The 23,657-nt window shown below is 62.3% G+C and carries 23 protein-coding genes and 1 pseudogene; 10 read left to right on the top strand and 14 right to left on the bottom strand.

The window, feature by feature from the left end; translation table 11 throughout:
• Positions 1–565: 565 nt before the first annotated feature.
• On the top strand, positions 566–1,009 hold the full coding sequence (locus AF337_RS02395; protein ID WP_244471158.1) for a chemotaxis protein: 444 nt from the start codon (positions 566–568) through the stop codon (positions 1,007–1,009).
• 56 nt (positions 1,010–1,065) lie between these two features.
• Here AF337_RS02395 and AF337_RS02390 read toward each other — a convergent pair whose 3' ends face one another.
• From AF337_RS02390 to AF337_RS02355, 8 genes are all read right to left on the bottom strand, one after another.
• Positions 1,066–2,511, bottom strand: a complete 1,446-nt coding sequence (locus tag AF337_RS02390; protein WP_049730897.1) for an aldehyde dehydrogenase — start codon at positions 2,509–2,511, stop codon at positions 1,066–1,068.
• A gap of 22 nt (positions 2,512–2,533) precedes the next feature.
• Positions 2,534–3,319, bottom strand: coding sequence for a coniferyl-alcohol dehydrogenase (locus AF337_RS02385; RefSeq protein ID WP_049730896.1), 786 nt, complete (start codon positions 3,317–3,319; stop codon positions 2,534–2,536).
• Between the two features lie 41 nt (positions 3,320–3,360).
• Positions 3,361–4,386 (bottom strand): branched-chain amino acid ABC transporter permease, encoded by a 1,026-nt coding sequence (locus tag AF337_RS02380; protein ID WP_049730895.1) that lies wholly within the window; start codon positions 4,384–4,386, stop codon positions 3,361–3,363.
• Positions 4,383–5,297: a branched-chain amino acid ABC transporter permease gene (locus tag AF337_RS02375; RefSeq protein ID WP_049730894.1), complete on the bottom strand. Its 915-nt coding sequence runs from the start codon at positions 5,295–5,297 to the stop codon at positions 4,383–4,385. Before AF337_RS02375 ends, AF337_RS02380 begins: the two co-directional genes overlap by 4 nt.
• Complete coding sequence (locus AF337_RS02370) at positions 5,294–6,022, bottom strand: ABC transporter ATP-binding protein (RefSeq protein WP_049730893.1); 729 nt, start codon at positions 6,020–6,022, stop codon at positions 5,294–5,296. The genes AF337_RS02375 and AF337_RS02370 overlap by 4 nt, the downstream gene beginning before the upstream one ends.
• Positions 6,019–6,771: an ABC transporter ATP-binding protein gene (locus tag AF337_RS02365; protein ID WP_049730892.1), complete on the bottom strand. Its 753-nt coding sequence runs from the start codon at positions 6,769–6,771 to the stop codon at positions 6,019–6,021. Before AF337_RS02365 ends, AF337_RS02370 begins: the two co-directional genes overlap by 4 nt.
• A gap of 6 nt (positions 6,772–6,777) precedes the next feature.
• On the bottom strand, positions 6,778–8,079 hold the full coding sequence (locus AF337_RS02360) for an ABC transporter substrate-binding protein (protein WP_049730891.1): 1,302 nt from the start codon (positions 8,077–8,079) through the stop codon (positions 6,778–6,780).
• A 68-nt stretch (positions 8,080–8,147) separates the two neighbouring features.
• Entirely contained in the window at positions 8,148–9,614 is a 1,467-nt protein-coding gene (locus AF337_RS02355; RefSeq protein ID WP_049730890.1) for an aldehyde dehydrogenase, read from the bottom strand.
• Between the two features lie 200 nt (positions 9,615–9,814).
• On the opposite strand from AF337_RS02355, the gene AF337_RS02350 reads away from it, so the two are divergent.
• On the top strand, positions 9,815–10,714 hold the full coding sequence (locus tag AF337_RS02350) for a helix-turn-helix transcriptional regulator (protein ID WP_049730889.1): 900 nt from the start codon (positions 9,815–9,817) through the stop codon (positions 10,712–10,714).
• A gap of 214 nt (positions 10,715–10,928) precedes the next feature.
• Here AF337_RS02350 and AF337_RS44905 read toward each other — a convergent pair.
• Positions 10,929–11,265 (bottom strand): annotated as a pseudogene (locus AF337_RS44905) (transposase); the annotation flags it as partial.
• A 111-nt stretch (positions 11,266–11,376) separates the two neighbouring features.
• Positions 11,377–11,814 carry a DUF6678 family protein gene (locus tag AF337_RS02345; RefSeq protein WP_049730888.1) on the bottom strand — a complete coding sequence of 146 codons (438 nt, stop codon included), beginning with the start codon at positions 11,812–11,814 and terminating at the stop codon, positions 11,377–11,379.
• A 376-nt stretch (positions 11,815–12,190) separates the two neighbouring features.
• Here AF337_RS02345 and AF337_RS02340 point away from each other — a divergent pair, with 376 nt between their 5' ends.
• The gene (locus tag AF337_RS02340; RefSeq protein WP_049730887.1) at positions 12,191–12,898 is read left to right on the top strand and encodes a DUF938 domain-containing protein; all 708 of its coding nucleotides are present in this window, start codon (positions 12,191–12,193) and stop codon (positions 12,896–12,898) included.
• 174 nt (positions 12,899–13,072) lie between these two features.
• Positions 13,073–14,182 carry a sulfite oxidase gene (locus AF337_RS02335; protein ID WP_049730886.1) on the top strand — a complete coding sequence of 370 codons (1,110 nt, stop codon included), beginning with the start codon at positions 13,073–13,075 and terminating at the stop codon, positions 14,180–14,182.
• Between the two features lie 169 nt (positions 14,183–14,351).
• Here AF337_RS02335 and AF337_RS02330 read toward each other — a convergent pair whose 3' ends face one another.
• Positions 14,352–15,275, bottom strand: a complete 924-nt coding sequence (locus tag AF337_RS02330; protein WP_049730885.1) for a LysR family transcriptional regulator — start codon at positions 15,273–15,275, stop codon at positions 14,352–14,354.
• 178 nt (positions 15,276–15,453) lie between these two features.
• On the opposite strand from AF337_RS02330, the gene AF337_RS02325 reads away from it, so the two are divergent.
• Complete coding sequence (locus AF337_RS02325; RefSeq protein ID WP_049730900.1) at positions 15,454–16,272, top strand: alpha/beta fold hydrolase; 819 nt, start codon at positions 15,454–15,456, stop codon at positions 16,270–16,272.
• 141 nt (positions 16,273–16,413) lie between these two features.
• Here the strand turns inward: AF337_RS02325 and AF337_RS02320 are convergent, their stop codons facing one another.
• The gene (locus AF337_RS02320; RefSeq protein WP_049730884.1) at positions 16,414–16,854 is read right to left on the bottom strand and encodes a lipid-binding SYLF domain-containing protein; all 441 of its coding nucleotides are present in this window, start codon (positions 16,852–16,854) and stop codon (positions 16,414–16,416) included.
• Positions 16,855–17,355: 501 nt separating this feature from the next.
• Between AF337_RS02320 and AF337_RS02315 the strand changes: the two genes are divergently transcribed.
• From AF337_RS02315 to AF337_RS02305, 3 genes are all read left to right on the top strand, one after another.
• Entirely contained in the window at positions 17,356–17,865 is a 510-nt protein-coding gene (locus AF337_RS02315) for a DEAD/DEAH box helicase family protein (RefSeq protein ID WP_049730883.1), read from the top strand.
• Positions 17,866–17,997: 132 nt separating this feature from the next.
• Positions 17,998–18,345, top strand: coding sequence for an ArsR/SmtB family transcription factor (locus AF337_RS02310; protein ID WP_049730882.1), 348 nt, complete (start codon positions 17,998–18,000; stop codon positions 18,343–18,345).
• Entirely contained in the window at positions 18,338–18,841 is a 504-nt protein-coding gene (locus AF337_RS02305) for an SRPBCC family protein (protein WP_049730881.1), read from the top strand. Before AF337_RS02310 ends, AF337_RS02305 begins: the two co-directional genes overlap by 8 nt.
• A gap of 91 nt (positions 18,842–18,932) precedes the next feature.
• Here the strand turns inward: AF337_RS02305 and AF337_RS02300 are convergent, their stop codons facing one another.
• Together AF337_RS02300 and AF337_RS02295 are read right to left on the bottom strand one after the other, a co-directional pair.
• Positions 18,933–20,339: an adenylate/guanylate cyclase domain-containing protein gene (locus AF337_RS02300; protein WP_049730880.1), complete on the bottom strand. Its 1,407-nt coding sequence runs from the start codon at positions 20,337–20,339 to the stop codon at positions 18,933–18,935.
• A gap of 124 nt (positions 20,340–20,463) precedes the next feature.
• Entirely contained in the window at positions 20,464–20,949 is a 486-nt protein-coding gene (locus AF337_RS02295) for a MarR family winged helix-turn-helix transcriptional regulator (protein ID WP_049730879.1), read from the bottom strand.
• A 200-nt stretch (positions 20,950–21,149) separates the two neighbouring features.
• Here AF337_RS02295 and AF337_RS02290 point away from each other — a divergent pair, with 200 nt between their 5' ends.
• Positions 21,150–22,733, top strand: a complete 1,584-nt coding sequence (locus tag AF337_RS02290) for an AMP-binding protein (protein ID WP_049730878.1) — start codon at positions 21,150–21,152, stop codon at positions 22,731–22,733.
• A 45-nt stretch (positions 22,734–22,778) separates the two neighbouring features.
• Positions 22,779–23,603, top strand: coding sequence for a p-hydroxycinnamoyl CoA hydratase/lyase (locus AF337_RS02285; RefSeq protein WP_049730877.1), 825 nt, complete (start codon positions 22,779–22,781; stop codon positions 23,601–23,603).
• The last annotated feature ends 54 nt before the right edge of the window (positions 23,604–23,657 follow it).

Here is a 23,657-nt window from a genome sequence, read left to right as displayed (position 1 = left end):
GAAACTACTTCAGGGCTGCCGGATATGACCCGGATTGAACAGGATCTGCTCTAGCGCCCGCTTTGCTCCCAGGAGAGCCGATGGTCGTACCCGTCAAATTCGTTGTCGCTTGCGCCGCAGCCGACGACGTCTTCGTTATCGCGACGATCCCTGACGACCTGCCGGAGGATGCGGAATTTACCCGTCTTTACTAGGCACGCCCCAATCATAATCAAAATACGTCGATGCTATCCGTTTCGCGCGCAAAAGATCCGACCGGGGCGGCGGCGAAGCACTTTTTTAAATGTTGCCGCCTTGGATGGGGTCGCGCTTGTCACTTGTGACGTGGCAGCGGCGAGGTCGGTAGCGGGGAATACGACATGGTCCATAGCAGTTGTGCATTTATGATCCGCCGCTGGTCCTACGGCTGCGGTGCATTGCGCTAAGGCCGGTTCACATGGTCGAGACAACGAACGGTTCGGGTTGGAATGCGGCGTATCAGGATCGCGTTCCTGATGATCCCAGCATTGAAGCAACAACCGATCTCAACGGTGAGAAAGCCAGATTTTCCGCGGAGGTCGCGGCATTGGCGACGGCTGTCCTGGGCGGAGATCTGACGCGGCGGATGAAAGCCGATTATGCCGATCCGGATCTCTCCCGTTCGGCCGCTATCCTCAATGAGCTGATCACGTCGATCGGCGATAACCTCGCCGATTTCAACGACGCGATGGCCGCGCTCGCCCATGGCGATCTCCATCGCGGCATGCGGGACAAACATCGCGGCGCCTTCGGACAATTGCAGAAGAACTTCAATCTCGCCCTGGCGACGGTCCGCACCGTGCTGGGCGAACAGGGCTCGGGCCGGTTCACGGAGAAGGCGACGAAATTTCGGCGGATGCTGGCGGGCGTCAGATCGAAGGGTGCCGCTTTCGAAATCCGGGTCTCCGATGAAGAATCGCGGCCAATTCCTTCGCCTCCCCATGATCTCTGGCTGAAGCTTGCCGATGCGCTGGATGGTTTCTCGGCCTGAACATCGACCGCGCCACAACCGCAACAGCGGTTGTGGCGCAGTAACGCACCTCACTATCAGAAGGGATAGTGCTGGGCGGAATCCTCGACCGTGATCCAGCGCAGATCGGTGAATTCGGCGATTGCCGCCTTGCCGCCGAAGCGACCGTAGCCGCTGCCCTTGACGCCGCCGAAGGGCATCTGGGCCTCGTCATGCACGGTCGGGCCGTTGATGTGGCAGATGCCGGATTCGATGCGCGCGGCAACCGCCATCGCCCGCTGGATGTTGCGGCTGAAGACGGCGGATGACAGGCCGTATTCGGTGTCGTTGGCGATGCGGATTGCTTCCTCCTCACCCGAGACGCGAATGATCGGCTTGACCGGGCCGAAGGATTCTTCCGCATAGACGCGCATATCCGGTGTGACGTGATCGAGCAAAGTCGCCTCGACCACGGTGCCGGAGCGCTTGCCGCCGGCCACGAGTGTTGCGCCCTTGGCCGTCGCATCGGCGATCAGTTCTTCCATCTTCTTGGCGGCGTCGAGGCTGATCAGCGAGCCGAGCACGACGTGGCCGCGTGGGTCGCCGGCCGGGAGCTGGCTGGCGCGGGCGGCCAGTTTGGCGACGAACTGATCGGCGATGGTCTCATCGACGATAATCCGCTCGGTCGACATGCAGATCTGCCCCTGATGCATGAAGGCGCCGAAAGTGGCGGCATTGACCGCGCCGTCGATATCGGCATCGTCGAGGATGATCAGCGGGGCCTTGCCGCCGAGTTCGAGGAGGGCCGGTTTGAGGTGCTTGCCGCAGGTCTCGGCGATGATCTTGCCGACTTTGGTCGATCCGGTGAAATTGACGCGCTTGACGGCGGGATGGGCGATCAGCGCGGCGACGATCTCAGGCGCATCTTCCGGCGCGTTGGTGATGACATTGAGGACGCCGGCCGGCAGGCCCGCTTCGGTCAGCACCGTTGCGATCAGCCGGTGCGTGCCTGGGCATTGTTCGGAGGCCTTGAGGATGGCGGTGTTGCCGCAGGCGATCGGCATGGCGATGGCGCGGGTCGCGAGGATGACGGGCGCGTTCCAGGGGGCAATTGCCAGGCAGACGCCGGCCGCCTGACGAACGCCCATGGCGAGCGTGCCGGGTTTGTTGGAGGGAATGATTTCGCCGGAGATCTGCGTCGTCATGGCGCCGGCTTCGCGCAGGATGTTGGCGGCGAACATGACATTGAAGCCGGCCCAGGGCGCGGTGGCGCCGGTTTCCTCGATCATCAGCCGGGTAAACTCGTCCACCTTGGAATCCATGATGTCGGCGGCCTTCATCAGGATCGCGCGGCGTTGGCCGGGGCCGGTCTTCGACCAGGCGCCGAAGGCGGCTGAAGCGGCATCGACCGCGGCGGCGGCATCCTCCAGGCTCGCCGCGGCGGCGCGGCTGGCGAGCTTTTCGGTGAAGGGATCGATGCGGTCATAGGTCCGGCCGTCGGAGGCCGGGCGGTCTGCGCCGTTGATCAGCAGGGAAATATTCATCGTGGGTCTCCTTTGAGAATGACTAGAAGCCGAGGACGTCGGCATTGATGGATGCTTCGAGGCCGCCGTCGGCGGCAAGATTGGCGCCGTTGATCCAGCGTCCGCCATCCGAGCAGAGGAAGAGCACGGCGGGCGCTATATCGGCGGCGGTGCCGGCGCGGCCGACGCGGGTAATGTCGCTGTCGACCCTGGCGTCGCCGAGCACGGCGCGGAACTGTTTGAGGATCGGCGTTTCCACCGGCCCGGGGCTCACCGCATTGACGCGGATGCCGCGCTGCTTGAACAGCGGCTGGTGGGCTGCGCGCATGGTCCAGAGCAGCAGCAATTCCTTGGAGAGCGGATAGGCTTGCTCGTCCTTGAGGCCGTGTTCGGTCACGATCGCCGCCACATCAGGAAAGCCCTCGATCGATGTCAGCGATTTTGCCCGCTCGAGATTGGCCCGCCAACCGTAACCGGCGATCGAGGCGACGTTGACGATGGCGCCGCCTTCGCGCAGCCGGGGCGCCACGGCTTCCGACAGGGCGCGCAGACCGTAGAAATTGACCGCGAGCGTCGAGACGACGCCAGTGCTGCCGGAAAGGCCGGCGACATTGGCGAGCGCATCGAGACGCGTCGGGAGCCGTGCAACGATCTCGGCAACGCCCGAGGGCGTGGACAGATCGGCCTTGATGAAGGCGGCACTTCCACCGGCCGGTTCGCGCACATCGACACCGATGACCTCGGCGCCCATCTGGCCGGCCAGTTCCGCCGTGCGGGCACCGATGCCGGAGGCCACGCCGGTCACCAGGATTGTTTTACCAAAAAGCATGAACGTCACCTTTCGCTGGAGAGACCGGCAAGCAAACCGGCTCATTCCTTCCATTGGATCTTGGTGGGGCCGGGCAGTTTCAGCCGGTAGCCGACGGGCAGAAGCTGCAGGTCGAAGCGGCGCTCGATTTCACCCCAGAGGCCGCGCGGCAGATAGAGCGAGAAAATCAGGGCGGTGGCGCCGAGGCCGATCAGGTACCAGACGCCGGCTGCGCCGAAGAAGGTCTCGATGAGGAAGAACAGGATGGCGCCGAGGATGGCGCCCTCGAACTTGCCGATCCCGCCGACGAGTACCATGAAGATCATGTAGGCCGTCCACTGGACGCTGAAATAGGTCTTCGGCTGGAAAGTCGTGGCGGTCGCCAGCCACAGGCCGCCGGCGATCGCGATGCCGAAGGCGGCGAGCACGAAGAGCAGCCTCTTGGTCGCGATCACCCGCACGCCGACCGAGGTCGCCGCCTCCTCATTGTCGCGGATCGCCTGCATGGCGGCCCCCGCGCGGCTACGCATCAGTATGAAGAGAGCGCCGAGCAGGGCCGCCATGGACGCCAGCGCCAGCCAGTAGATCGTCGCCCGCCGCATGCCGCTGTCGTAGACATTGAGCGAGATCAGCGAGGTTCCGGTTTCCCCCTGGATCAGCCGGTCGAGATTGACGAGCAGGTGAGCGAGTTCGGCCACGACCCACATGCCGATTGCGAACTCGCCGCCCTTCAGCCGCAGCATGAACAGCGACAACGGGATCGACAGAGCGCCGGTCACGATTGCGGCGGCAAAGACCGAAACGAAGGGGTCGAGCCCGGCATCGGCGAGCCGGATGGTGAAATAGGCGCCGAGGCCGAAAAACACCTGCTGGCCGACCGAGACGAGCCCGCCGAAACCGGCGAGCGCATTCCACATGGCCGCAAGGATCACGTAGATAAAGAGGGCCGTCAGCCTGTCGATCGCGCCGGCGCCGAGCACGGCGGGGACGAGCGCCAAGAGTGCCAGCACCGCCACCATGGAGCCGAGCGCTAGCCGCGACGATTTCGTCCAGCGTTCTATCGATATTCCGTTGGAGACGAATGTCATGTCGGGCTCCGAAGACGGGCGCGAAAATTCAAGAACGCGCCGAGCTTGTCGAGTTGAGGCATGCCGAAGCGGGACAGCCTGACGAAAAGGACGAGCAGAAACACGGCATGGCCGCCGATCAGGAAGCCTTGCGGATGCAGCTGCGCGCCGAGCGATTGCGCAAGGCCGAGCACGATGCCGCCGGCAAGCGTGCCCCAGAGCGATCCCGCTCCGCCGATCACAGCCGTCTCGAAGGCGAAGAGAAGCTGCGGGCCGCCGGCATAGGGGCTGAAGGTTGCCCGCATTCCGAGAAAGGCGCCGGCAATCCCGATCGTCACCATGGTGATCGCGGTGGCGACGGCATTGACCCGGCGCGCGTCGATGCCGACCAGCCCTGCCGTATCGGGATCTTCGGCTGTAGCGCGGATGGCGCGGCCGAGCGCAAAGCGGCTGAGGAAAAACTGCAGCGCGCCGAGAACGAGGACCGCCGTCACCATCATCATCACGGCGAGCTTGCCGACGAAAATGTGGCCCGGCAGCTGCCAGGAGGCATAGGACAGGTTGCCGATGAAGGGGGCGAGCGATCTGGTGTCGGCGCCGAACTGTTCGAACAGCAGATTGTCGACGACGATCGACAGACCGAATGTGGTGAGAATCGGCAGCAGCGTGCCGCCGCGGGCGCTGCGTTCCAGGATGAAGCGCTGCAGCAGCCAGCCGATCACCGCCATGACCGGCAGCACGATCAGCAGGCCGGCGAAAGGCGGAATGCCGGCCTTGGCGGCGAGCAGCCACAGCCCATAGGCGGCCGCGACCGCCAGGCTGCCATGCGCGAGATTGATGATCCGCATGACGGAGAACATGAAGGATAGGCCGCAAGCGATGACGGCGTAATAGCCGCCGAGCAGGATGCCCTGGATGAGGGAGTTGATCATGATGGGCTCCTTTCGCCGGCGGCCCGGTGCAGCCCGAAATAGGCCTGGGTGACGTGCTCGCGGGTCACGGCGGTGGCCTGCCTGTCGAGGACGACGCGTCCTTCCAGCATGCAGACGACACGGCTTGCGACGCTCATGGCGCGGGCAAGGTCCTGCTCGACGAGAACGATGGTCGTTCCCGAGGTCAGCAATGCCTGCAGCTGTGCATAGACGCGATCGACGACCAGAGGCGAAAGCCCGAGCGAGACTTCATCCAGCAGCAGAATGTCGGGATTGCTCATCAGCGCCCGGCCGATCGCGGTCGCCTGCTGTTCGCCGCCCGAGAGGTGGCCTGTCTTGGCGTGGCGGCGGGGCTTGAGGTTGGGAAAGGCGTCGAGGACGCGATCGATGCTCCAATCACCCTTGCGCCCGCAGCTTTTTCCGAGAAGCAGGTTCTCTTCGACCGTCATCTGCGAAAACAGCCGCCGGCCTTCCGGCACCAGGGCAATGCCCTTGGCGATCCGTTTGTGGGAGGGGATCGGGGCCAGGTCCTCATCGTCGAGAAGGATCTGCCCGGAGGCGGGAAGGTGGGCGCCGGCGATCGATCTCAGCAGCGTCGTCTTGCCCGCGCCGTTGGCGCCGACCAGCGCCAGCACCTCGCCCTTGGCGATATCGAAACTCACCCCGCGCACCGCCTGCAGCAGGCCGTGGCGAACGTCGAGATTGCGGATGGAAAGTTGGCTCATGCCGGCGTCCCTCCGAGATAGGCCTTGACCACCTCCGCATTGCTCATGACCGCTTTCGGCTCGCCGTCGGCGATGATCCTGCCGGCGTCCATGCAGATCAGCCGTTCCGCCACCTGTAGCAGGATATGAACGATATGCTCGATCCAGACGATGCCGATGCCGCGGCGGCGCAATTCGAGAATGGTTTCGACGAGCTCGCTCGCCTCGCCATCGGTCAGGCCGCCGCCGATCTCGTCGAGCAGCAACAGCCGCGGCTGCGTGGCTAGCGCACGTGCAAGCTCCAGGCGTTTGCGATCGAGGAGCCCGAGCGTGTCGGCCGGGCGGTTGGCCACGCCAAGCATGCCGCAGAGCGACAGCGAATCCACCACACGCTCATAGGCTTCGTCGCGGCTTGCGGCATGGCCGTGCGATGCGGCGACGAAGACATTCTCGAAGGTCGTCATGCCGCTGAAGGGTTTGGGCACCTGATGGGTCCGCACCAGCCCGGAACGGCAGCGCTCCGCCGCCGTCCGGCCCGTGACATCGACGCCATCGAAGGTGATGGTTCCGGCACTTGGCGGGAAGGCGCCGGCGAGCACGGAGAGCAGCGTCGTCTTGCCCGCGCCGTTCGGCCCGACAATGCCGACCGCATCGCCGTCGCCCATGGAAAAATCCAGGTTTTCCAGGACGACGAGGGCGCCGAACTGCTTGTGGATCCCTTTGGCCGAGAGAAAGGCTCCTCCCGGCCGATTTTGAGCTACCTGCTGCACCGTGCGTTACCCGTTATAAGCGATGAGCTTGGCGCCGACCGGGACATTGGGGTCGGTGGCGTTTTCGGTGACGACATAGTCGAGCGCGAATTTCGAGCCCTCGGCCGCCTTCACCCATTGCGTGCCGATGATCGGCCCGGGTGAGACGTTGGCGACCGGACCGCTGGTGAAGTCGACCTTGCCGGCGATCGTCGTGGTTTTCAGCGTGGCGATCGCCTTGGCGACGGCTTCCTTGCTCTTGACGTCGCTGCTCGCCTTCAGCGCATCGAAGCCGGCGTCGAGAAGCGCCAGGCTGGCGCCGAGTTGCTGCGTCCACTGTTTGCCGCTTGCCGTTTCGTAGCCGTCGGCAAGCTCGGTTCCGGAGACGCCCGTCAGCGTGGATTTATAGGGGAAGGCCTTGTGCCAGTAGGCGGCGCTGCCGATGTTCATCCCGAGATCGCCGAGCGCCTCGATGTCGGAGGGAAACAGGCCTGTCTTGGCCACCTGGCAGATCTTGATCTGCTGGGTCAGACCCTGCTGTGCGGCCTGACGCCAGAAGGCGGCGAAATCCGGCGGTATCGGGAAGGAGTTGAAGATCTCGACACCCTCCTGCCGAAAAAGGGCGATCTGCGCCGTAAAATCGGTGGTTCCGGTTTCATAGGCACCGGGATCGACGATGGTGAAGCCGGCCTTGGCAAGTGCGGGCGCCAGATGGGCGCGGATCGCATTGCCGTCGGCATCGTTGGGATACATCACGCCGACCTTCTTGTTGGTCTCGATCAGGTTCCACTGCGAGACATAGGCCTTGTGGAACTCTTCGACGCCGAAGCCGAAATGATAGGTCCACTTGAACGGCGAGGGCGCGCCCGGCTTGGCGCCGCGGCCGAAATACCAGGCTTCCCAGGGCATGACCGTGGACAGGCAGGGAATGCCTGCCGCTTCGCAGGCGTCGGCCACCGGATTGATGGTTTCGGGCGTCGAGACAGCGAGCATCAGGTCGATCGCCTGGTTGTTGATCAGGTCCTTCGCCAGTTGGCCGGCGCGCGAGGGGTCGGATTGGGTGTCCTGGTCGAGGATCTCGACCTTCCAGGTCTTGCCGCCAGCCTGCAGGCCGTTCGCCAGCGCCTTGCGTGCGAGGTCGAGAACATAACCGTCCGTCTCGCCGAATCCGCCGAGCGGGCCGGTGCGCGGACTGATGAAGCCGACCTTCAGCGTATCGCTGTCAGCGAAAGCCGTGCGGCCGGAAAGCGCCAATGCCGCGCTGCCCGCCGCAGCCGACGCGATGAAAGACCGGCGGGTCAGTGCCCCCGCGTTGAATTTTCCGCTCATGAAATCATTCCTCCCTCTCGATGCGGGCCTCCGGCCCGTTTCCCTGTTCATTCCGGCCGACCTGCAGTTCAGATCGGGTATTGCCGTTTTCCCGATGCCATGGTGACCCATCGGAGCTCGGTGAATTCGTCGATCGCCGCCTTGCCGCCGAAGCGGCCGTAGCCGCTCGATTTGACGCCGCCGAACGGCATCTGCGGCTCGTCGGAAACCGTCGCCTCGTTGATGTGGCAGATGCCGGATTCGAGCCGCATGGCGACGGCAAGCGCCGCATTGACATCGGCGCTGAAAACCGCCGCCGAAAGCCCGTATTCATTGTCGTTGGCAACCGTCACGGCCTCGTCGACGCTGCCGACCCGGATGATCGCCGCGACCGGGCCGAAGCTCTCCTCGCGGTAGATGCGCATGGCCGGCGTCACGTGATCGATGACGGTCGCATCCATGAGCGTGCCGTGGGCCTCGCCGCCGCAGACGAGGACCGCGCCCTGCTGCAGGGCATCATCGATCAACGACCTGACGCGGCGCACGGCCTCTGCATTGATCAGCGTGCCGAGCGGCGTGTTGCCTTCCCCGGGGTGGCCTGCAACGAGGGTCGCGGCTTTCGTCCCGAACTTGCCGACGAAGTGGTCGGCGATCTCGTCCATCAGGATGATCCGCTCGGTCGACATGCAGATCTGGCCCTGGTTCATGAAGGCGCCGAAGGCGGCCGCAGCGACCGCCTCGTCGATATCGGCGTCGGCAAGCACGATGAACGGCGCCTTGCCGCCGAGTTCGAGCAGGCAGCGCTTCAGATGCCTTGCCGCGCTTTCTGCGATGATCCTGCCGACGCGGGTGGAGCCGGTGAAGTTGATGCGGCGCACGGCCGGATGGGCGATCAGCGTATCGACGACGGCGGCGGCATCGCCCGGCGCATTGGAGACGACATTGACGACGCCGCGCGGGAAGCCGGCATCGCGCATGATGTCGCCGATCAGGCCATGGGTCTTCGGGCAGAGCTCCGAGGCTTTCAGGACGACAGTGTTGCCGCAGGCAAGCGGCATGGCGACGGCGCGGGCGCCGAGAATGACCGGCGCATTCCAGGGGGCGATCCCGACGCAGACGCCGGCCGGCTGGCGCACGGCCATGGCGAGACTGCCGGGAATGCCCGACGGAATGAGTTCGCCTGAGATTTGCGTGGTCATCGACGCCGCCTCGCGAAAGATATCGGCGCCGAGCCCGCAATTGATCGCCGCCCATTGCGCGGTGGCGCCGGTTTCGCCGGTCATGGCGGCAACGAGTTCCGGCGTGCGGGCCTCCAGCAGATCGGCCGCGGCATTCAGCAGCCGGCGCCGTTCGCCGGGGCCGGTCTGCGACCAGTCGGGAAAGGCGGCAGCGGCTGCATTGGCTGCCCGGGTCATGTCGACGACCGATCCCGCCGAGGCGACCGTCGCGACATCGCCGCTCAGCGGATCGATCCGTTCGAAGGTGGCCCCTTCGGAAGCCTCCATCGCCTCGTTGTTGATCATCAGCTTTGCCGAAAACACCGTTTCACCCCGCATTGTTGCCATGGGGAGAAGACGAGCGGACGCAGCAGCCCGAAGGCTGTCTCAGCGTTGCCGCGTCTGTCGGAATGCCTCCTCCCAAAGGCTGATGACGATAAGGTTACGCCGATCAATTGCGGATGGAATGCGATTTATTGGGTTAATATTGTAATTATCCGGCGATTGCGGCAATGTTTGAGGCGAGCGGAGGAGAAGCATTGGCGACGGACGGCGGCATTCATCACTATGCCAGGGGCGAGTGGCATGCGCCGTCGCTGTCGCATCGGCGCATCCGTCTTCAAAAAGGACTGTATGCCGATTTCTACCATTTCCTGCTGCTCGGGGAGGGGCGGGCCGAGCTCCATTTCGATGGCGGCGAAGATCGGCGGTTGCAGGGGCCGCTGCTTGCCTTCCTGCCGCCGCAGGCCCGCTGCGACCTGTCGATTTCCGCCGGAACCGCGGCTCATCTCGTCGGCGCCTCGGCGCAGGTCATGGTCGATGCGATCGGCGACAAGGTCGAATCCTATTCTCTGCGCATCTTCACCGAGCAGCGCAAACTCGTGGAGGCGCTGGATTCCTTGCTGGTGGCCGAAATCAGCCCCTTGATTTCAGGCTTCGTGCGGGAACTCGCCGATCCCTCCCGTTCTTCCTGGATGGTGGCATCGGCCTATATGCGGCTGATCCTGATGACGCTGTGGCGCGGTTCCGACGGCGAGAGAAACGAGCCGCGCGGGCAGGGCGAAACCGGATCGATCCTGCAGCGATATCGGCAACTGGTCGAGGCCGGCTTCCGCCGGCATCGGCCGATCAGCGACTATGCCGCCGAACTGGGCGTCACCGCCGACCGGCTTCATTCGATCTGCCAAAGGGGGCTCGGCCGCTCGCCGATCCAGCTTTTACATGAGCGCGTGGTGCAGGAGGCAAAACTCAGACTGGAACGGTCGGCCCGCAATATCCAGGAAATCTCCGACGGCCTCGGTTTTCGCGACCCGACCTATTTCAGCCATTTCTTCAAACGCAAGACCGGCCTTTCCCCCGCCGGCTACCGCGACATCGCCCGCGCGTCGGCCGGCTCGGAAAACAGCATGTTGTCCTCGGGTTATGCCGATTGGCCTTAGGCTCGGGGCTTATTGTGTCAAAGCTGGAATTTGCCGGTCTTGGATCGCAAATCACATTGATAGGGGAGCCCCAACAGATGGAGGACTGTAGTGCGTCGATATCGTTGAAAAACTCGACGGATTGTCCGCTCGGACGCCTCCTTGGTCTTCCGGAAGCTGAACTATGCCATGGTCTGCTCCGCGCCTTGGCGCAGTGTATAGATCGATGCCGTCCTCAGGCGGCAATGGAACCGCATGGCGGCATATGAGGCCTGAGTTTGGCCAGCCTCCTCAAGTTCTGTGCCGTTGCGGCAAGCAGGAATTCGTCTCCGCGCCACATGGTCCTCGAAGCCGTAGTCGCGCCATGCGCCGGATGCGCTTGAGGTGTGCAAAGAGCATCTCGACCCCTTTCGGCGATGCCGCGACTGCACGTACTCCGGTGTCGTGGCAATTGCTCGGGCGACGTCATGGGCCTCCTCGTTAAGATCGCGCGGCACCTTGCGCGTTGGCATGTGCGGGCAGCACCGGGGTCTCAGTTCGCAGCGATCACAGTCCCTTTTGCTGGCACGGTAAAGCCGCGTTCCCTCCGCTGTGATCCCTGATCTCGGTGTCGCGTAGGTTCGATGGAACTGCATGAGGATTGAATCACGACGACAACGCGCAAGCAATGGGCAGCAGCCTATTCACTTGACGTGTCCGACGACCCGAATTGCGTCCTCGGAAACCTCAAGAGGAAAGCGTTTTCCGATGTTCTCAATGACAGCTAAAATCGCATCTATGTCCTGTGGCACAAGTTTAGCCGGGAGGTTATTATCCCTTCGGTATCTTACGACACGCCTAAACTCGATCCATTCAATTTCAACAAGTGGGTAGACGTTAAGCGGCCACAGATCGATATACGCGTGAGGCGGATACAGTCCAGGATGAGCCACTATATTGCATTCCTTGTCGTCGCCGATAAACTTTACCGAACATGAAGCGTCGATACCCGCCCGTTCGAGCGCGCTAAAAAGCGCGCGCCACTTGGTGTTAGACATCAAAGAGGCTGCATAGTTCTCCATCGCAAATTTCTTTGCCTCCAACCGAAGCGCCATCATATCGACAGGTTGGTTCTTCTGCATGCTGCGTCTCCAAGTGCGATCAAGGCTTCCAGTCCCCATCCATAGCACACCGGACGAATGGCATAAAAATGATGAAGGCGCGTCCCAAGAAATCGCAACCGAGTTTTTCAATAGTAGCCGCCAATAGTAACCGTCACAACGGATCGGGTGAACGACCGCTTTCGCGCCGAAAGCCGTCGGTCAGCTTCCGGGCTCCGATTTTCGAAAGCAGACCTTGAGCCTGGCGGGCGAGTGATCTGACGCGAAGTGGACATTCGGTCGCCCTCGGCCGAACGCACGCGCCGACGACCCCCTTCGTAAGTCCGAAATGCTTGGTTTCAGTCCCATCATTTCAGCTATAAGGTGGGAGACATCGCCCAAAGGGGATTCAAGGTCAATGCCCCCAGAGAAGAAGGACCGTTCGCCTGTTGCGCTGGAACAGCGCGACGTAAGCGCCGACCAGCGCATATTCTCACCTTCCGTTGCGCGAAATTCGGCACCGATCCTCGCGGTCCTAAAACGTGTCCTTCCAATACGTGGCGCCGTGCTGGAGATTGGATGCGGGACCGGCGAGCACGCCGTGTGTTTTGCGGGAGCAATGCCCAATCTCACCTGGCAGCCGAGCGATCCGGATGCCGACGCCCGCACCAGCACGTCTAACTGGATCAAATTCGCAGGGTTGAAGAATGTGCTGGCACCGCGGGATATTGATGTGTGCTCAGGCCAATGGGGCGTCGAACAAACCGGGCATTTTGACGCTATCGTGTCGATCAACATGATCCATATCGCGCCATGGGCGGCAAGCTTAGGATTGTTCGCAGGAGCTGGCCGTTTGCTTCACGCTGGTGGGCTTCTTCTTCTCTACGGCCCATTCATGCGCGACGGGGCACACAACGCCCCCTCGAACGCTGCTTTCGACGCGGCTCTAAAGGAGCGCAACCCATCCTGGGGTGTGCGTGATATCGCTGATCTTGAACAAGTGGGTGAGGCCGCTGGACTTAATCTCCGCGAGACGATCGAGATGCCTACCAACAATATGTTGCTGGTTTTCTCCAGCGGTAGTGCCCGAACGACAAGCGGACGCGAAAGAGACGTGGGCTCATAGCAGCATTCGGGCCCTTTGCTGCTGCTCGAGGTCGATCCGAGGAACGTGCGGCATGTGCTAGAATGGGGCCGAAGACGGAACGCGACAGACGCACTGCGAGGGGCGGTGTGATCGAACCGGAATTCGCGCGACCGAGTGCCATCGTGGTGCTCTTGGAAGGGGAGACGAGGACGAATGCCGACACCAGAGAAACCCAGTCTAATAATTCGACAGAAGTCCCCACCAAACATCGAGTTTCCGTTTGCGTCGCTCTCCGATTGGCTGATCCCAACCGAGCTGTTCTTCGTGCGAAACCATTTCCCGTCGCCGGACCTCGATGCGCGTGACTGGAGATTGCGCGTTGGCGGGGCGGTGGAGCGGCCGATCGAACTTGACCTCGACAGCATCAAGGCGATGCGGAGCACGACATTAACCGCCGTCGTCGAGTGCGCAGGCAACGGGCGCGTCTACTATGTCCCGCCGAAGGAGGGGTTGCAGTGGCAGAACGGAGCCGTCGGCAATGCCGCGTGGACAGGTGTTCTTCTGCGCGAGATTCTGGAAATGGCGGGCGTTAAGTCAACCGCATGTGAGGTTCTGCTCACAGGCGCCGACAGCGGCGTCGTCGACACGAACAAGAAAACGGCCTCTCCCGGCCCCATCGCTTTTGCGCGCAGTTTACCGCTTGAGAAGGCCATCGCTGACAGCACGATCCTTGCCTATTCGATGAACGAGGAGCCGTTGACGCGCGATCACGGTTACCCGCTACGCGCGGTTGTCGGCGGCTGGTTCGGCATGGCTTGGGTCAAGTGGATCACTGATATCACGGTTGTGGAGCAACCTTTCCTTGGCTACTGGCAGGCGCGCGACTATTTCCGTTGGGAGCGCAGCCTCGGGGAACCCAGGCTGGTCCCCCTCGCGGAGATGGAGGTCAAAGCGCAGATCGCGCGTCCCGTGCAGGGGGCGCGTCTCATCGCCGGCCAACCGTACCGGATTTTCGGAGCCGCCTGGAGCGGAGAGGCTGTTGTCCGGCAGGTGCAGGTCTGCACCGGAGATGGCAGGGGCTGGCGCGAGGGAAGGCTCCTCGAAACAGAACGTCCCTTTGCATGGCGCTTGTGGGAGTACATGTGGACGCCTAAAGAAGTGGGGCAATATATACTGCGATGTCGCGCGATCGATGCGGCGGGGTGCGTGCAGCCCGACCTCCCGCGTTCGGACTGCGAGAGCTACGCGGCCAATTGGATCGTTCCGGTGGAGGTTACGGTCGTTCCCGAGCCACAGACTTACGAGGAGGAATTCGTGATCTAATCACCCGCATGGGGTGGAATGGCGGCTTTTGGCGCAACTGCGACCCGCGTTGTCACTGCGTCATGTCCGCTTTGCAGCAACAGCGACGGGTGGCTCAATGACCATTATGAAGGCGCGACAAAATTCGGGAGCACGCCAACAAGCAGAAATCGCATGAGCTTAATCTCTACTATGGAACTTCAGCATAGCGGATGATGCTCTGATTTTGTACGTTGGCGACCAATTCATCAGAACGAGACAAAAATCGGCGGAGCAAAGGTGAGGAATTTGAATCGTTGTATCCCAAGGTGAGATCAATTGTCGGAGGCACACCCTCAAGTGCTCTGGCAACGACATTTGGCGTCAGCATATTTTGCGCATAAAGCGGAATAAGCGTTATTCCACCTGTAGACACGACGAGCGACATTGCTGATGGCAGGCCGTCACCTTCGTACTCTGCCTTGAGTGTGATCCCAACTTCCGACGCGTAATCCTGGATCACGGATTGCAATACGGGAGAAATTCTGGCCGAACTGACGTAAGTTTCGCGGGCAAGGTCCTGCGGCTGGATCTTTTTGCGCGACGTCAGGCGATGGTCCGCCGGCAGCACGGCGATCAGTGGCTCCTTGGCCAGAAACTTGAAGGACACGCCAACACTCTGCGTCTCGGGGCGAAGGAAAGCGACGTCCAGCTTGCCTCGCATCAGTGCCAGAGCAAGGTCCGGGGAAGACTGACTGGACAGTATGATTTCAACCTCCGGCGCTTCCTCACGAATAATGCGCAATGCATGCGGTAGCCACACGACCTCTTGTCCTGCGAGAAAACCGATAGTGAACGACTGCTTTTGCGGCCGTTCCGCCCGCCGGGCCCCTTCCGCAGCCGCCTCGACTTGTAACAACGCCAGCCGCGCGTGATCGAGAAACACTTTGCCGGCGGCGGTCAGCGTCACGCCGCGCGGCTGCCGTTCCAGCAGTTTTACACCGACTTCGGCTTCCAGATCGCGAATTTGCCTGCTGAGTGAGGGCTGGGATGTGTGAAGCCGCCGCTCTGCTGCGGTCAGCAGGCTTCCCTCCTCCGCAACAGCAACGAAATAGCGCAAATGCCTGAGTTCCATCGGGTCCTCGCTATACCTTTGAGGCATAGCTCAAGCGTACAAGGTATTTGTCCCTGATAAAGAGGGAATTTAACTGACGTCGCAATTTTGGGATATGATCGAACACGCCTCACCGGAGGTATTTCGCAATCAACTGTATCCCAAAACGAATGTTCAACAGGACAGATGGAGCGACACGATGCCTACAATCACGACCACGGACGGCGTAAACATCTTCTACAAGGACTGGGGCTCAGGCCAGCCGATCGTTTTCAGCCACGGCTGGCCGCTGTCGGCGGACGACTGGGACGCCCAGATGACCTTCTTCCTCGGCCACGGCTACCGGGTGATCGCTCACGACCGGCGCGGCCACGGCCGGTCCGACCAGCCCGGCACCGGCAACGACATGGACCACTGGGTTGCCGACCTCGCGGCCCTGACCGGGCACCTCAACCTGCGCGACGCGATCCATATCGGCCACTCCACCGGCGGCGGTGAGGTCGCTCGCTATGTCGCCCGCCACCAGGAGCGCGTCGCGAAGGCGGTACTGGTCGCTTCCCTGACGCCGAACATGTACCGGAGCGAGGAAAACCCGTCCGGTCAGCCGCCGGAGTGGTTCGAAGCGATCCGCGCGGGTGTGCTGGGCAACCGGTCGGAATTCTACCGTTTCGTCCCTGAGAATCCGTTCTACGGGTACAACCTCGATAGGGCCAAGCCTTCGGAGGCAATCATTGCGAACTGGTGGCGCCAGGGCATGGGCGGTGGTGCTCTCGCTCACCACGCGACTGTCGCCTCCTGGCTGGAAGATTATACCGAAGACCTCATGAAGATCACCGTGCCGGTGCTGGTGATGCATGGCGAGGCCGATCAGGTCGTCCCATTCGCAAGTTCCGTGCCGCGTGCGGTCGACCTGCTCAAGAACGGGTCGCTGAAGACCTATCCGGGCTACCCCCATGGCATGCTGACCACGCATGCAGATGTCCTTAACCCCGACCTGCTCTCGTTCATCAGGTCTTGACGACATCGACCGAACCGCGGCCTTCATCCAACGTCATCAGGACGATCTGTCACCCGGCAGTGCCGGGTGACACCTGTTGGGCCGACCTTTGTATTCAGCGTAGTGGGCCGAAGAACGGGAAGACGAACGGAGCGACGGCCCCTACTTTACCGTGATGGCAATTCCGCTGAGATCAGCGTTGACTTGGAGGCCTACCTGCTTGCCTGAGAGTTCGAGTTGGGCGCCCTTCTCATTGGTCATGACGATCATCTGGGCCCCTTTGCCGAGCGCGCCGCCACCGCCCGCCGCACCGTAGACCCCCGTCACATCTCGGGCGCGGCGAATGTGGCGAACGGTACCATGAAAATAAGTCTTAGAAGCCCCGAAGGCGAGGCCGCCCGAGATGCCGCCGATAGAGACGGGATAGCGGTGACCATGGAAGGTCAGCGTACCCTCGCCTCCAGAACCGCCCACAAAAAAGGCAGCCTTGTAGACTGAGAAGCTGATTGTACCGCCGTCGGCGTGCGCGGAGCCGGCAAAGCTGATTCCTGCTGCAGCGATAACAGCAGCCGCGACTGAACGAAATCTGGACGAATACTTCATGATGCGTCTCCTCAAAATCGAGGCTTACCCAGCCAGGAGGGCACGTCAGCGTTATGCCAAAATCACAGTCTGAAACAGTCTCGCCCGCCATTAGTTCCAAGCACGCCGCCAGAATCCGGCTGGGAGAAAGCCGCCACGAAACGAGGCTGGTGGTAAACATAGCCTCGGTGGCAGGGCCAGTGGCCACGCTCGGCTGACTCATCTAGAGTACGAAAGCGACCGATGCGCAAAGCTGTAAACATTTCACAACCCACAGCCTTTGACGGCGGTGCCGAGATGTGCTCGGAGGCTCGTCGCGACGCCAGCGCGGTCACAGCAGATGTCTGCTTCCGGGCAACGTCAAGATCGACTTCCGCGGCCGACATGGGGGCGTGATGCCGCCGGACATTCACCCTTAATCCAAATGTTCCGAATGCTCACCTTGATCAGGTGAGCTCGTTGGCGGAGCACACCCAGGGAGAGTGTCTTCTCACCGTATTGAAGACTGTGATAAATGGGCCCATGGGCATCAAGAACTATCTGATCGAAGGCGGATCGGGGACTGGAAAGACGTCCGTCGCTACCGAACTGGAGCGGCGGGGCTACCATGTCGTCCATGGTGACCGCGTTTTGGCCTATGTCGGCGACCCCGAGACAGGCCAGGCGCTCGCAGGACCACCCGAAGGAGCAGACCGCATCGCCTGGGGATACGCTCACTGGATCTGGCCTGTCGACAAGGTCCGAGCAATCGCTGCCGACACCACCCATCCTGCGACGTTCTTTTGTGGCGGCTCGCGCAATTTCCACAAATTCCTGGACCTGTTCGATCAGATTTTCGTGCTCGACATCGACGTTGAGACGTTGAACCGACGACTGGATGGGCGGCCGGATGAGCCGGGCTTCGAGCCGGCCGAGCGGGCCCTGGTACTCCGCCACCATCGTAGCCGGGAGCATCTTCCTGCCGGCAATCATATCGACACGGCGAATACCGTTCCAAGTGTCGTCGACGATATCCTCGCTCAACTCACCTGAAGCTCGGCAGTCGCATTTCTGCAGCTGTCGGCGTGCACCAGACGATTTTCTGCTGCCGCCGCGTGCGCTCGACAGCATGGAAAGTTCGGGATGCTTGCGCTTCCCGCACGAGCGGGTTATACACTGAACTAGATGGTTCAGTATTTAGGTTCTCCCCTCGATCTCTCGTTTGCGGCGCTGTCCGATGCGACCCGCCGCGGGATTATCGATCAGCTTGGGCGAGGGGACGCGTCGATCACCAGTCTCGCGGATCAGTTCCGGATGACGCTGACCGGCATGAAGAAGCACGTCCAGGTTCTCGAGCGGGCGGGGCTCGTCGTCACGCAGAAAGTCGGACGGGTGAGAACCTGCAAGCTCGGGAAACGCGGCCTCCTGGCGGAGGCCGAGTGGATCGAGGCGCATCGCAAGCTCTTTGAGGCCCGCTTCGAAGCGCTGGACGAAATCATCAGCGAAATGAAACAGGAGAGAAGCGATGACTGAGCAAGTCAACAGTGCAAGTGGTGCGCAGAACCGCACGTCAGTCGAGCGCAGAGGGGATCGCGAACTCTTGGTAACGCGGATATTCAATGCGCCGCCGAGCACGGTTTACAGGGCATGGAGCCAGCCCGAGCTGTTCCAGCGCTGGTGGGTGCCAAAATCGGTATCCGGCATTTCGCTCGTATCATGCGAGATGGACGTCCGTACCGGCGGCAAATATCGGCTGGAATTCGGCGCCGGCGGTTCGGACACCATGGCCTTCTATGGCAAGTATCTCGAGGTGGTGCCGAACGAGCGCATCGTCTGGACCAACGACGAGGGCGAAGAGGGCGCGGTCACGACTGTGACCTTCGAGGACCAAGGCGGGAGCACGCTCCTGATTTTCCACGAAGTCTATCCGTCCAAGCAAGCGCTTGAGGAAGCACTACAGGGCTCGGCGGCTGCATTGCCGGAGCAGTTGGATCAGCTCGACGAATTGCTTTCCAGCCTAGGCGAATAGCGCGGGTCGGGAAATTCGCATCGAGGGAATGTCTGCTCTCGGGAGGCGACTCCGCCGGCCTTTTGACTTGATGTCGACGAGCAGACCAACCTCACGACAGCGCGAAGATCCTGACCTCCCTGCCGATGCCCTGAAGTTCTGCCATCCGGGAGGCCGAGCTGATGCCGCTGTCGCGCAGGATCTCCGAAACCTTGATATCGCCGACGATCGCTTCCGTCGTCATGATCACATTGGGATCGGCAAGGCCCTGGACGCGAGAGGCGATGTTGACGGTCTGGCCGAAATAGTCCTGCCGGTCGTTGAGATTGACCGCGAGGCATGGCCCTTCGTGGATGCCGATCTTCAGCAGGAGGTCGTCGCTGCCGTGTTCGGCATTCAGCCGAAGCATCGCCTCCCGCATTCTGAGCGCGGCGGCCACCGCGCGGTCCGGGCTTGGAAAGGTCGCCATCACGGCATCGCCGATGGTCTTGACCACCGCGCCGGCTTCCGTGGCAACGATCTCGTGCAGAACCCTGAAGTGCGCCCGCACCAGATCGAAGGCGGCAAGATCTCCGACGCGCTCGTAAAGCGCGGTCGAGCCGCGCAAGTCGGTGAAGAGGAAAGTCAGGCTGGTGATCTTCAGGCGCTGGTCGACATCGAGCGTGTCGGTCCGGTAGATGTCCCGGAAACTCTGGTTGGTCAGCAGACGCTTGGCTGTCAGAAACGGCCGTCTGCGGCCCAGCAGGTCGTGCAGGTCATCGCCTGCAATGCAGACATTCGGCACCACTCTGCGATCGGTGTGGTTTTCGAGGGTGAGCCGCAGCAGTCCGGGACGCAGGGTCAGCGTTTCGTTCAGCGCATGCGCGCGGCTGATGACCATCGATAGGTTTTGACGTTCGTCGGTTGGCTCCCCCTTCACGTCGATGAACTGTGCCGAGTGCGTGACCGCATCGAAGATGATGACGAATTGCGGCGGCAGTTTTAAAGACACGAAAGCCTTCTCGCCCGGCGCCAGCTCGATCATCTCCAACAGGATGCGTTCGAATCGCGCCTCCAGGTCCTCCGGCAGGTCGACGCCGGAACTGAAAAAGATCTGCCGGTAATATTCGAGCGGCGGCAGCAGATCGGGGTCGTGGGCGCCGATCCTGCGCACGCGCGGGCTGACCGTGAAAGTCACCTCGACCATCTCGTCGAGGGTCGGCTCGTATCCGGCCGCGCAGAGGGCGCAATGGTAGGTGTCCTGGACGACCCCTTTCAGGGTTGCGCCGCTGTCGAGGACGCCGCCGCATCCCGGGCAAAGCACATTCCAGGTCATCTCGAACGCGCCGATGCGGGCTGCGTGCAGAAGCGCCGCGATCGTTTTCTCTTCATCAAGATGATGTTTTTCGGCGAAGGCCAGCGCATTGATGCGATTGAGATCGCGATCCAAGCCATGCTTGACGACGTTTTCGATGCACGCAACCGTCTGCGGGTCAGCCGCCTGCCGCAGGGTGACAAAAAGCACGTCCATTTCACTCATGAGACAAGTCTCCGTGTGCAGAACCCACGGCGGACGACGCCCGGGCTGGGATCATAACACGGGATTTTCCCAATAGAAATCTACAGGCCAGGACGTTGCGTGCTTCCCAAGCGAAAGCGGTGGTTCAACCGCCCTTGTAAATCCGCTTCAGCGCCGCCAGCAGCCCATCCATTTCGTCTGCTGAAAACAGGTCGATGAAACGCTGTTCATGCGTGTTGATCAGCTTACGCGCCCGCGCGAGCATCGCGCGCCCGGCCTTCGTCAGATGCAGTTCCTGGCGCCGGCGGTCGGCCGCGGAAGGATGGCGCTCGATGAAGTCGCGGGCCGCCAGCCGGTTCACGAGGGCCATCATCGTTGCGCGGTCGGTGCCGAGCGTATTGGCAAGATCGATCTGCGATGCGCCCGGATTGCCGGCGACAAGTTCCATCACCGCAAGCTGCTTCTGCGTCAGCCCGAGCTCCTCCATGGTGTCGGCGAAGTCGCGATAGATCGCCACATGCGCCATGCGCAGGTGAAAGCCCAAGAGATCGCCGAGCCGGCCGACGTCGAGCGGCGGCGCTGCGGAAGCCTCCTCGGCCTCGATTTCGTCCTGCGGTGGTTTTGCGGCCATCATTCGTCTCGCTTCGTTCAGGCGCCATAACCATCAAAATCAGCGGGTTAGTCAATATCCCCGTTGGGAAATTTCCCGTGCTCCCTCGAGCACCAGGATTTGTCGAAAACAGCCTCTTGCATCTCACCGAAAAAAGATATTAGTATGTGTTGCATACAAATTTGCCTACCGCGGAGGAGCGGCGGGCATGGGAGGAGAAAATGGCGCATTCCTTTTCCGGGATGGCTTCGTCGGCGGATTGCGGACTGGTGACGGATGATCCGATCCTTTACCGCGCCCGCGTTGCACCAAATCGTCAGGCTCTGTTCGAGATCGCCACCGGCCGGCAACTGACCTATGCCGAACTCGATACGCGGATCGCCCGCTGCGCCGGTTTCCTCGGCGCTGTGCTCGGAGCGGGGCGGGACGGGGCGCGTGTCGCCATGCTGGCGCGTAATTCGATGGATTCGATCGTGCTTGCCTTTGCCTGCCAGCGCGCCGGCGCCATCTACGTGCCGCTCAACTGGCGTCTCAACGCCGCCGAGCTTCGGCCGATCCTGGCCGATTGCGCGCCGGCGCTTTTGGTCCACGACGAAGAGTTTTCGGCGGCCGTGACGGATCTTGCGGACATCGAGTCCGAGATGGCGGTGATCTCGACGGCCGATGGCCCGGGCGGGCTTGCCGCGCGGATCGAGACGAGCCTCCCGGTGGAGCCCGTGCCCGCCGATGCCGATCGGCCTTGCGTCCTGCTCTATACGTCGGGCACGACGGGGCAGCCGAAGGGCGTCGTCATCACCCGCCGCAACGCCTTCTTTGCCGCCGTCAATTTTTCCTTCGTCGGCGAGATCGGCCCGGGATCGGTCGCTCTCTGCGACCTGCCGTTCTTCCATACGATCGGGCTGATCGCGGTGGCGCGCACCACATTGATGCTGGGTGGCACACTCGTCGTCTCCGACCGCTTCACCCCGGCCCGCACGCTCGCAGCCCTTGCCGACCGGCAGCGCGCCATCACCCATTATTTCGCCGTGCCGCAGATCGCGCTCGCCTTGCGCAGCGATCCCGCCTATAGCGCCGCGGCTCTTTCCGGCCTGCATGCGCTCTTTGTCGGCGGCGCGCCGCTGACGCAGGCGCTGATCGAAAGCTATCTCGGCGACGGCGTGGCGCTGGTCAATGGCTACGGCATGAGCGAGGCGGGAACGGTGCTGCATGTGCCGATCGACCGGCGCGCCGTGCAGGATAATCCCGGCAGCGTCGGTCTGCCGGCGCCGCTGCTCGACATCCGCATCGTCGACGAGGCCGGCCGCGACGTCGGGCAAGGTGAGATCGGCGAACTCTGGCTGCGCGGGCCGGCGGTCACGCCGGGCTACTGGAACAAGCCGCTGGAAAGCGCTGCCGCCTTTACCGACGGCTGGTATCGCACCGGCGATCTCGGCCGACGCGAAATCAACGGCTTCTATCGCATCGTCGACCGGCTGAAGGACATGTATATCAGCGGCGGCGAAAATGTTTACCCCGCCGAGGTCGAAGCCGCCCTCGCAAACCATCCCGATATTCTCGACGTCGCGGTCGTCGGCGTTCCCGACGACAGATGGGGCGAATGCGGCATCGCCTATGTCGTGCTGCGGTCGGGTGCCGCGGCAACGGACGAGGCGATCGCCGGCCATTGCGCCGCAAGGCTCGCCGCCTTCAAGCGTCCGGCGCGTATCCTCTTCGTCGAGACCATTCCCCGTACCGCCTCCGGCAAGGTGCAGAAACATGTTCTGCGCCAGCTGCATTCCGACGAAACCCTTCAACGACAGGCCTGATGAAGCGGCCCCGGCATTCAATGCCGAAACCAATGGAGTAGACCCATGACTGATATGAAATCGCCGGTTCTGGTCGAATTCGATAACGGCATCGCTTTCGTGACCCTCAACCGTCCCGAAAAGCGTAATGCGATGAACCCGGCCTTGAATGCGCGGATGCTGGAGGTGCTCGACGAGCTCGAGGGCGACGAGCGCTGCGGCGTCCTCGTGCTGCGCGGCGCTGGCGAGTCCTGGTCGGCCGGCATGGATCTGAAGGAATATTTCCGCGACAATGATGACAAGCCGCGCGATGTGACGCTGAAGGCGCGGCGCCAATCCGGCGGCTGGTGGGGCCGGCTGATGTATTTCGAAAAGCCGACGATCGCCATGGTCAACGGCTGGTGCTTCGGCGGCGCCTTCACGCCGCTGGTTTGCTGCGATCTCGCCATCGCCGCCGAGGAGGCGAATTTCGGCCTGTCCGAAATCAATTGGGGCATCCTGCCGGGCGGCAACGTCACCCGCGCGGTCGCCGAAGTGATGCGCCATCGCGACGCGCTCTACTACATCATGACCGGCGAATTGTTCGGCGGGCGCAAGGCTGCCGAAATGGGCCTCGTCAACGAAGCCGTGCCGCTCGCCGAGCTTGAAACCCGGGTCCGCAAGATCTGCGCCAGCCTGCTCGAAAAGAACCCGGTGACGCTGAAGGCCGCCAAGGACACCTATAAGCGCGTGCGCAATCTGCCCTGGGATCTCGCCGACGATTACATCTACGCCAAGCTGGAGCAGATGCTGTTTCTCGACAAGACCAAGGGGCGCGACGAGGGGCTGAAGCAGTTCCTCGACGACAAGACCTATCAGCCGGGGCTCGGCGCCTACAAACGCGGGCGCTGAGGTCAGACCCGGCATGGCCGGGCCTTTCGCAGGCCGATCATCGGGAGGAGGATA

Source organism: Rhizobium ecuadorense, assembly GCF_001187535.1.
Classification (GTDB): Bacteria; Pseudomonadota; Alphaproteobacteria; order Rhizobiales; family Rhizobiaceae; genus Rhizobium; species Rhizobium ecuadorense.
Note: the sequence above shows the minus strand (reverse complement) of the source record. Positions and strands in the feature narration are given on the sequence as shown.

Coding starts and splice junctions, on each gene's coding strand:
- AF337_RS02390 (WP_049730897.1), bottom strand. CDS start 2,511: ATGAATATTTCCCTGCTGATCAACGGCGCAGACCGCCCGGCCTCCGAC.
- AF337_RS02385 (WP_049730896.1), bottom strand. CDS start 3,319: ATGCTTTTTGGTAAAACAATCCTGGTGACCGGCGTGGCCTCCGGCATC.
- AF337_RS02380 (WP_049730895.1), bottom strand. CDS start 4,386: ATGACATTCGTCTCCAACGGAATATCGATAGAACGCTGGACGAAATCG.
- AF337_RS02375 (WP_049730894.1), bottom strand. CDS start 5,297: ATGATCAACTCCCTCATCCAGGGCATCCTGCTCGGCGGCTATTACGCC.
- AF337_RS02370 (WP_049730893.1), bottom strand. CDS start 6,022: ATGAGCCAACTTTCCATCCGCAATCTCGACGTTCGCCACGGCCTGCTG.
- AF337_RS02360 (WP_049730891.1), bottom strand. CDS start 8,079: ATGAGCGGAAAATTCAACGCGGGGGCACTGACCCGCCGGTCTTTCATC.
- AF337_RS02355 (WP_049730890.1), bottom strand. CDS start 9,614: ATGCGGGGTGAAACGGTGTTTTCGGCAAAGCTGATGATCAACAACGAG.
- AF337_RS02345 (WP_049730888.1), bottom strand. CDS start 11,814: ATGCAGAAGAACCAACCTGTCGATATGATGGCGCTTCGGTTGGAGGCA.
- AF337_RS02340 (WP_049730887.1), top strand. CDS start 12,191: ATGCCCCCAGAGAAGAAGGACCGTTCGCCTGTTGCGCTGGAACAGCGC.
- AF337_RS02335 (WP_049730886.1), top strand. CDS start 13,073: ATGCCGACACCAGAGAAACCCAGTCTAATAATTCGACAGAAGTCCCCA.
- AF337_RS02330 (WP_049730885.1), bottom strand. CDS start 15,275: ATGGAACTCAGGCATTTGCGCTATTTCGTTGCTGTTGCGGAGGAGGGA.
- AF337_RS02325 (WP_049730900.1), top strand. CDS start 15,454: ATGCCTACAATCACGACCACGGACGGCGTAAACATCTTCTACAAGGAC.
- AF337_RS02320 (WP_049730884.1), bottom strand. CDS start 16,854: ATGAAGTATTCGTCCAGATTTCGTTCAGTCGCGGCTGCTGTTATCGCT.
- AF337_RS02315 (WP_049730883.1), top strand. CDS start 17,356: ATGGGCATCAAGAACTATCTGATCGAAGGCGGATCGGGGACTGGAAAG.
- AF337_RS02310 (WP_049730882.1), top strand. CDS start 17,998: ATGGTTCAGTATTTAGGTTCTCCCCTCGATCTCTCGTTTGCGGCGCTG.
- AF337_RS02305 (WP_049730881.1), top strand. CDS start 18,338: ATGACTGAGCAAGTCAACAGTGCAAGTGGTGCGCAGAACCGCACGTCA.
- AF337_RS02300 (WP_049730880.1), bottom strand. CDS start 20,339: ATGAGTGAAATGGACGTGCTTTTTGTCACCCTGCGGCAGGCGGCTGAC.
- AF337_RS02295 (WP_049730879.1), bottom strand. CDS start 20,949: ATGGCCGCAAAACCACCGCAGGACGAAATCGAGGCCGAGGAGGCTTCC.
- AF337_RS02290 (WP_049730878.1), top strand. CDS start 21,150: ATGGCGCATTCCTTTTCCGGGATGGCTTCGTCGGCGGATTGCGGACTG.
- AF337_RS02285 (WP_049730877.1), top strand. CDS start 22,779: ATGACTGATATGAAATCGCCGGTTCTGGTCGAATTCGATAACGGCATC.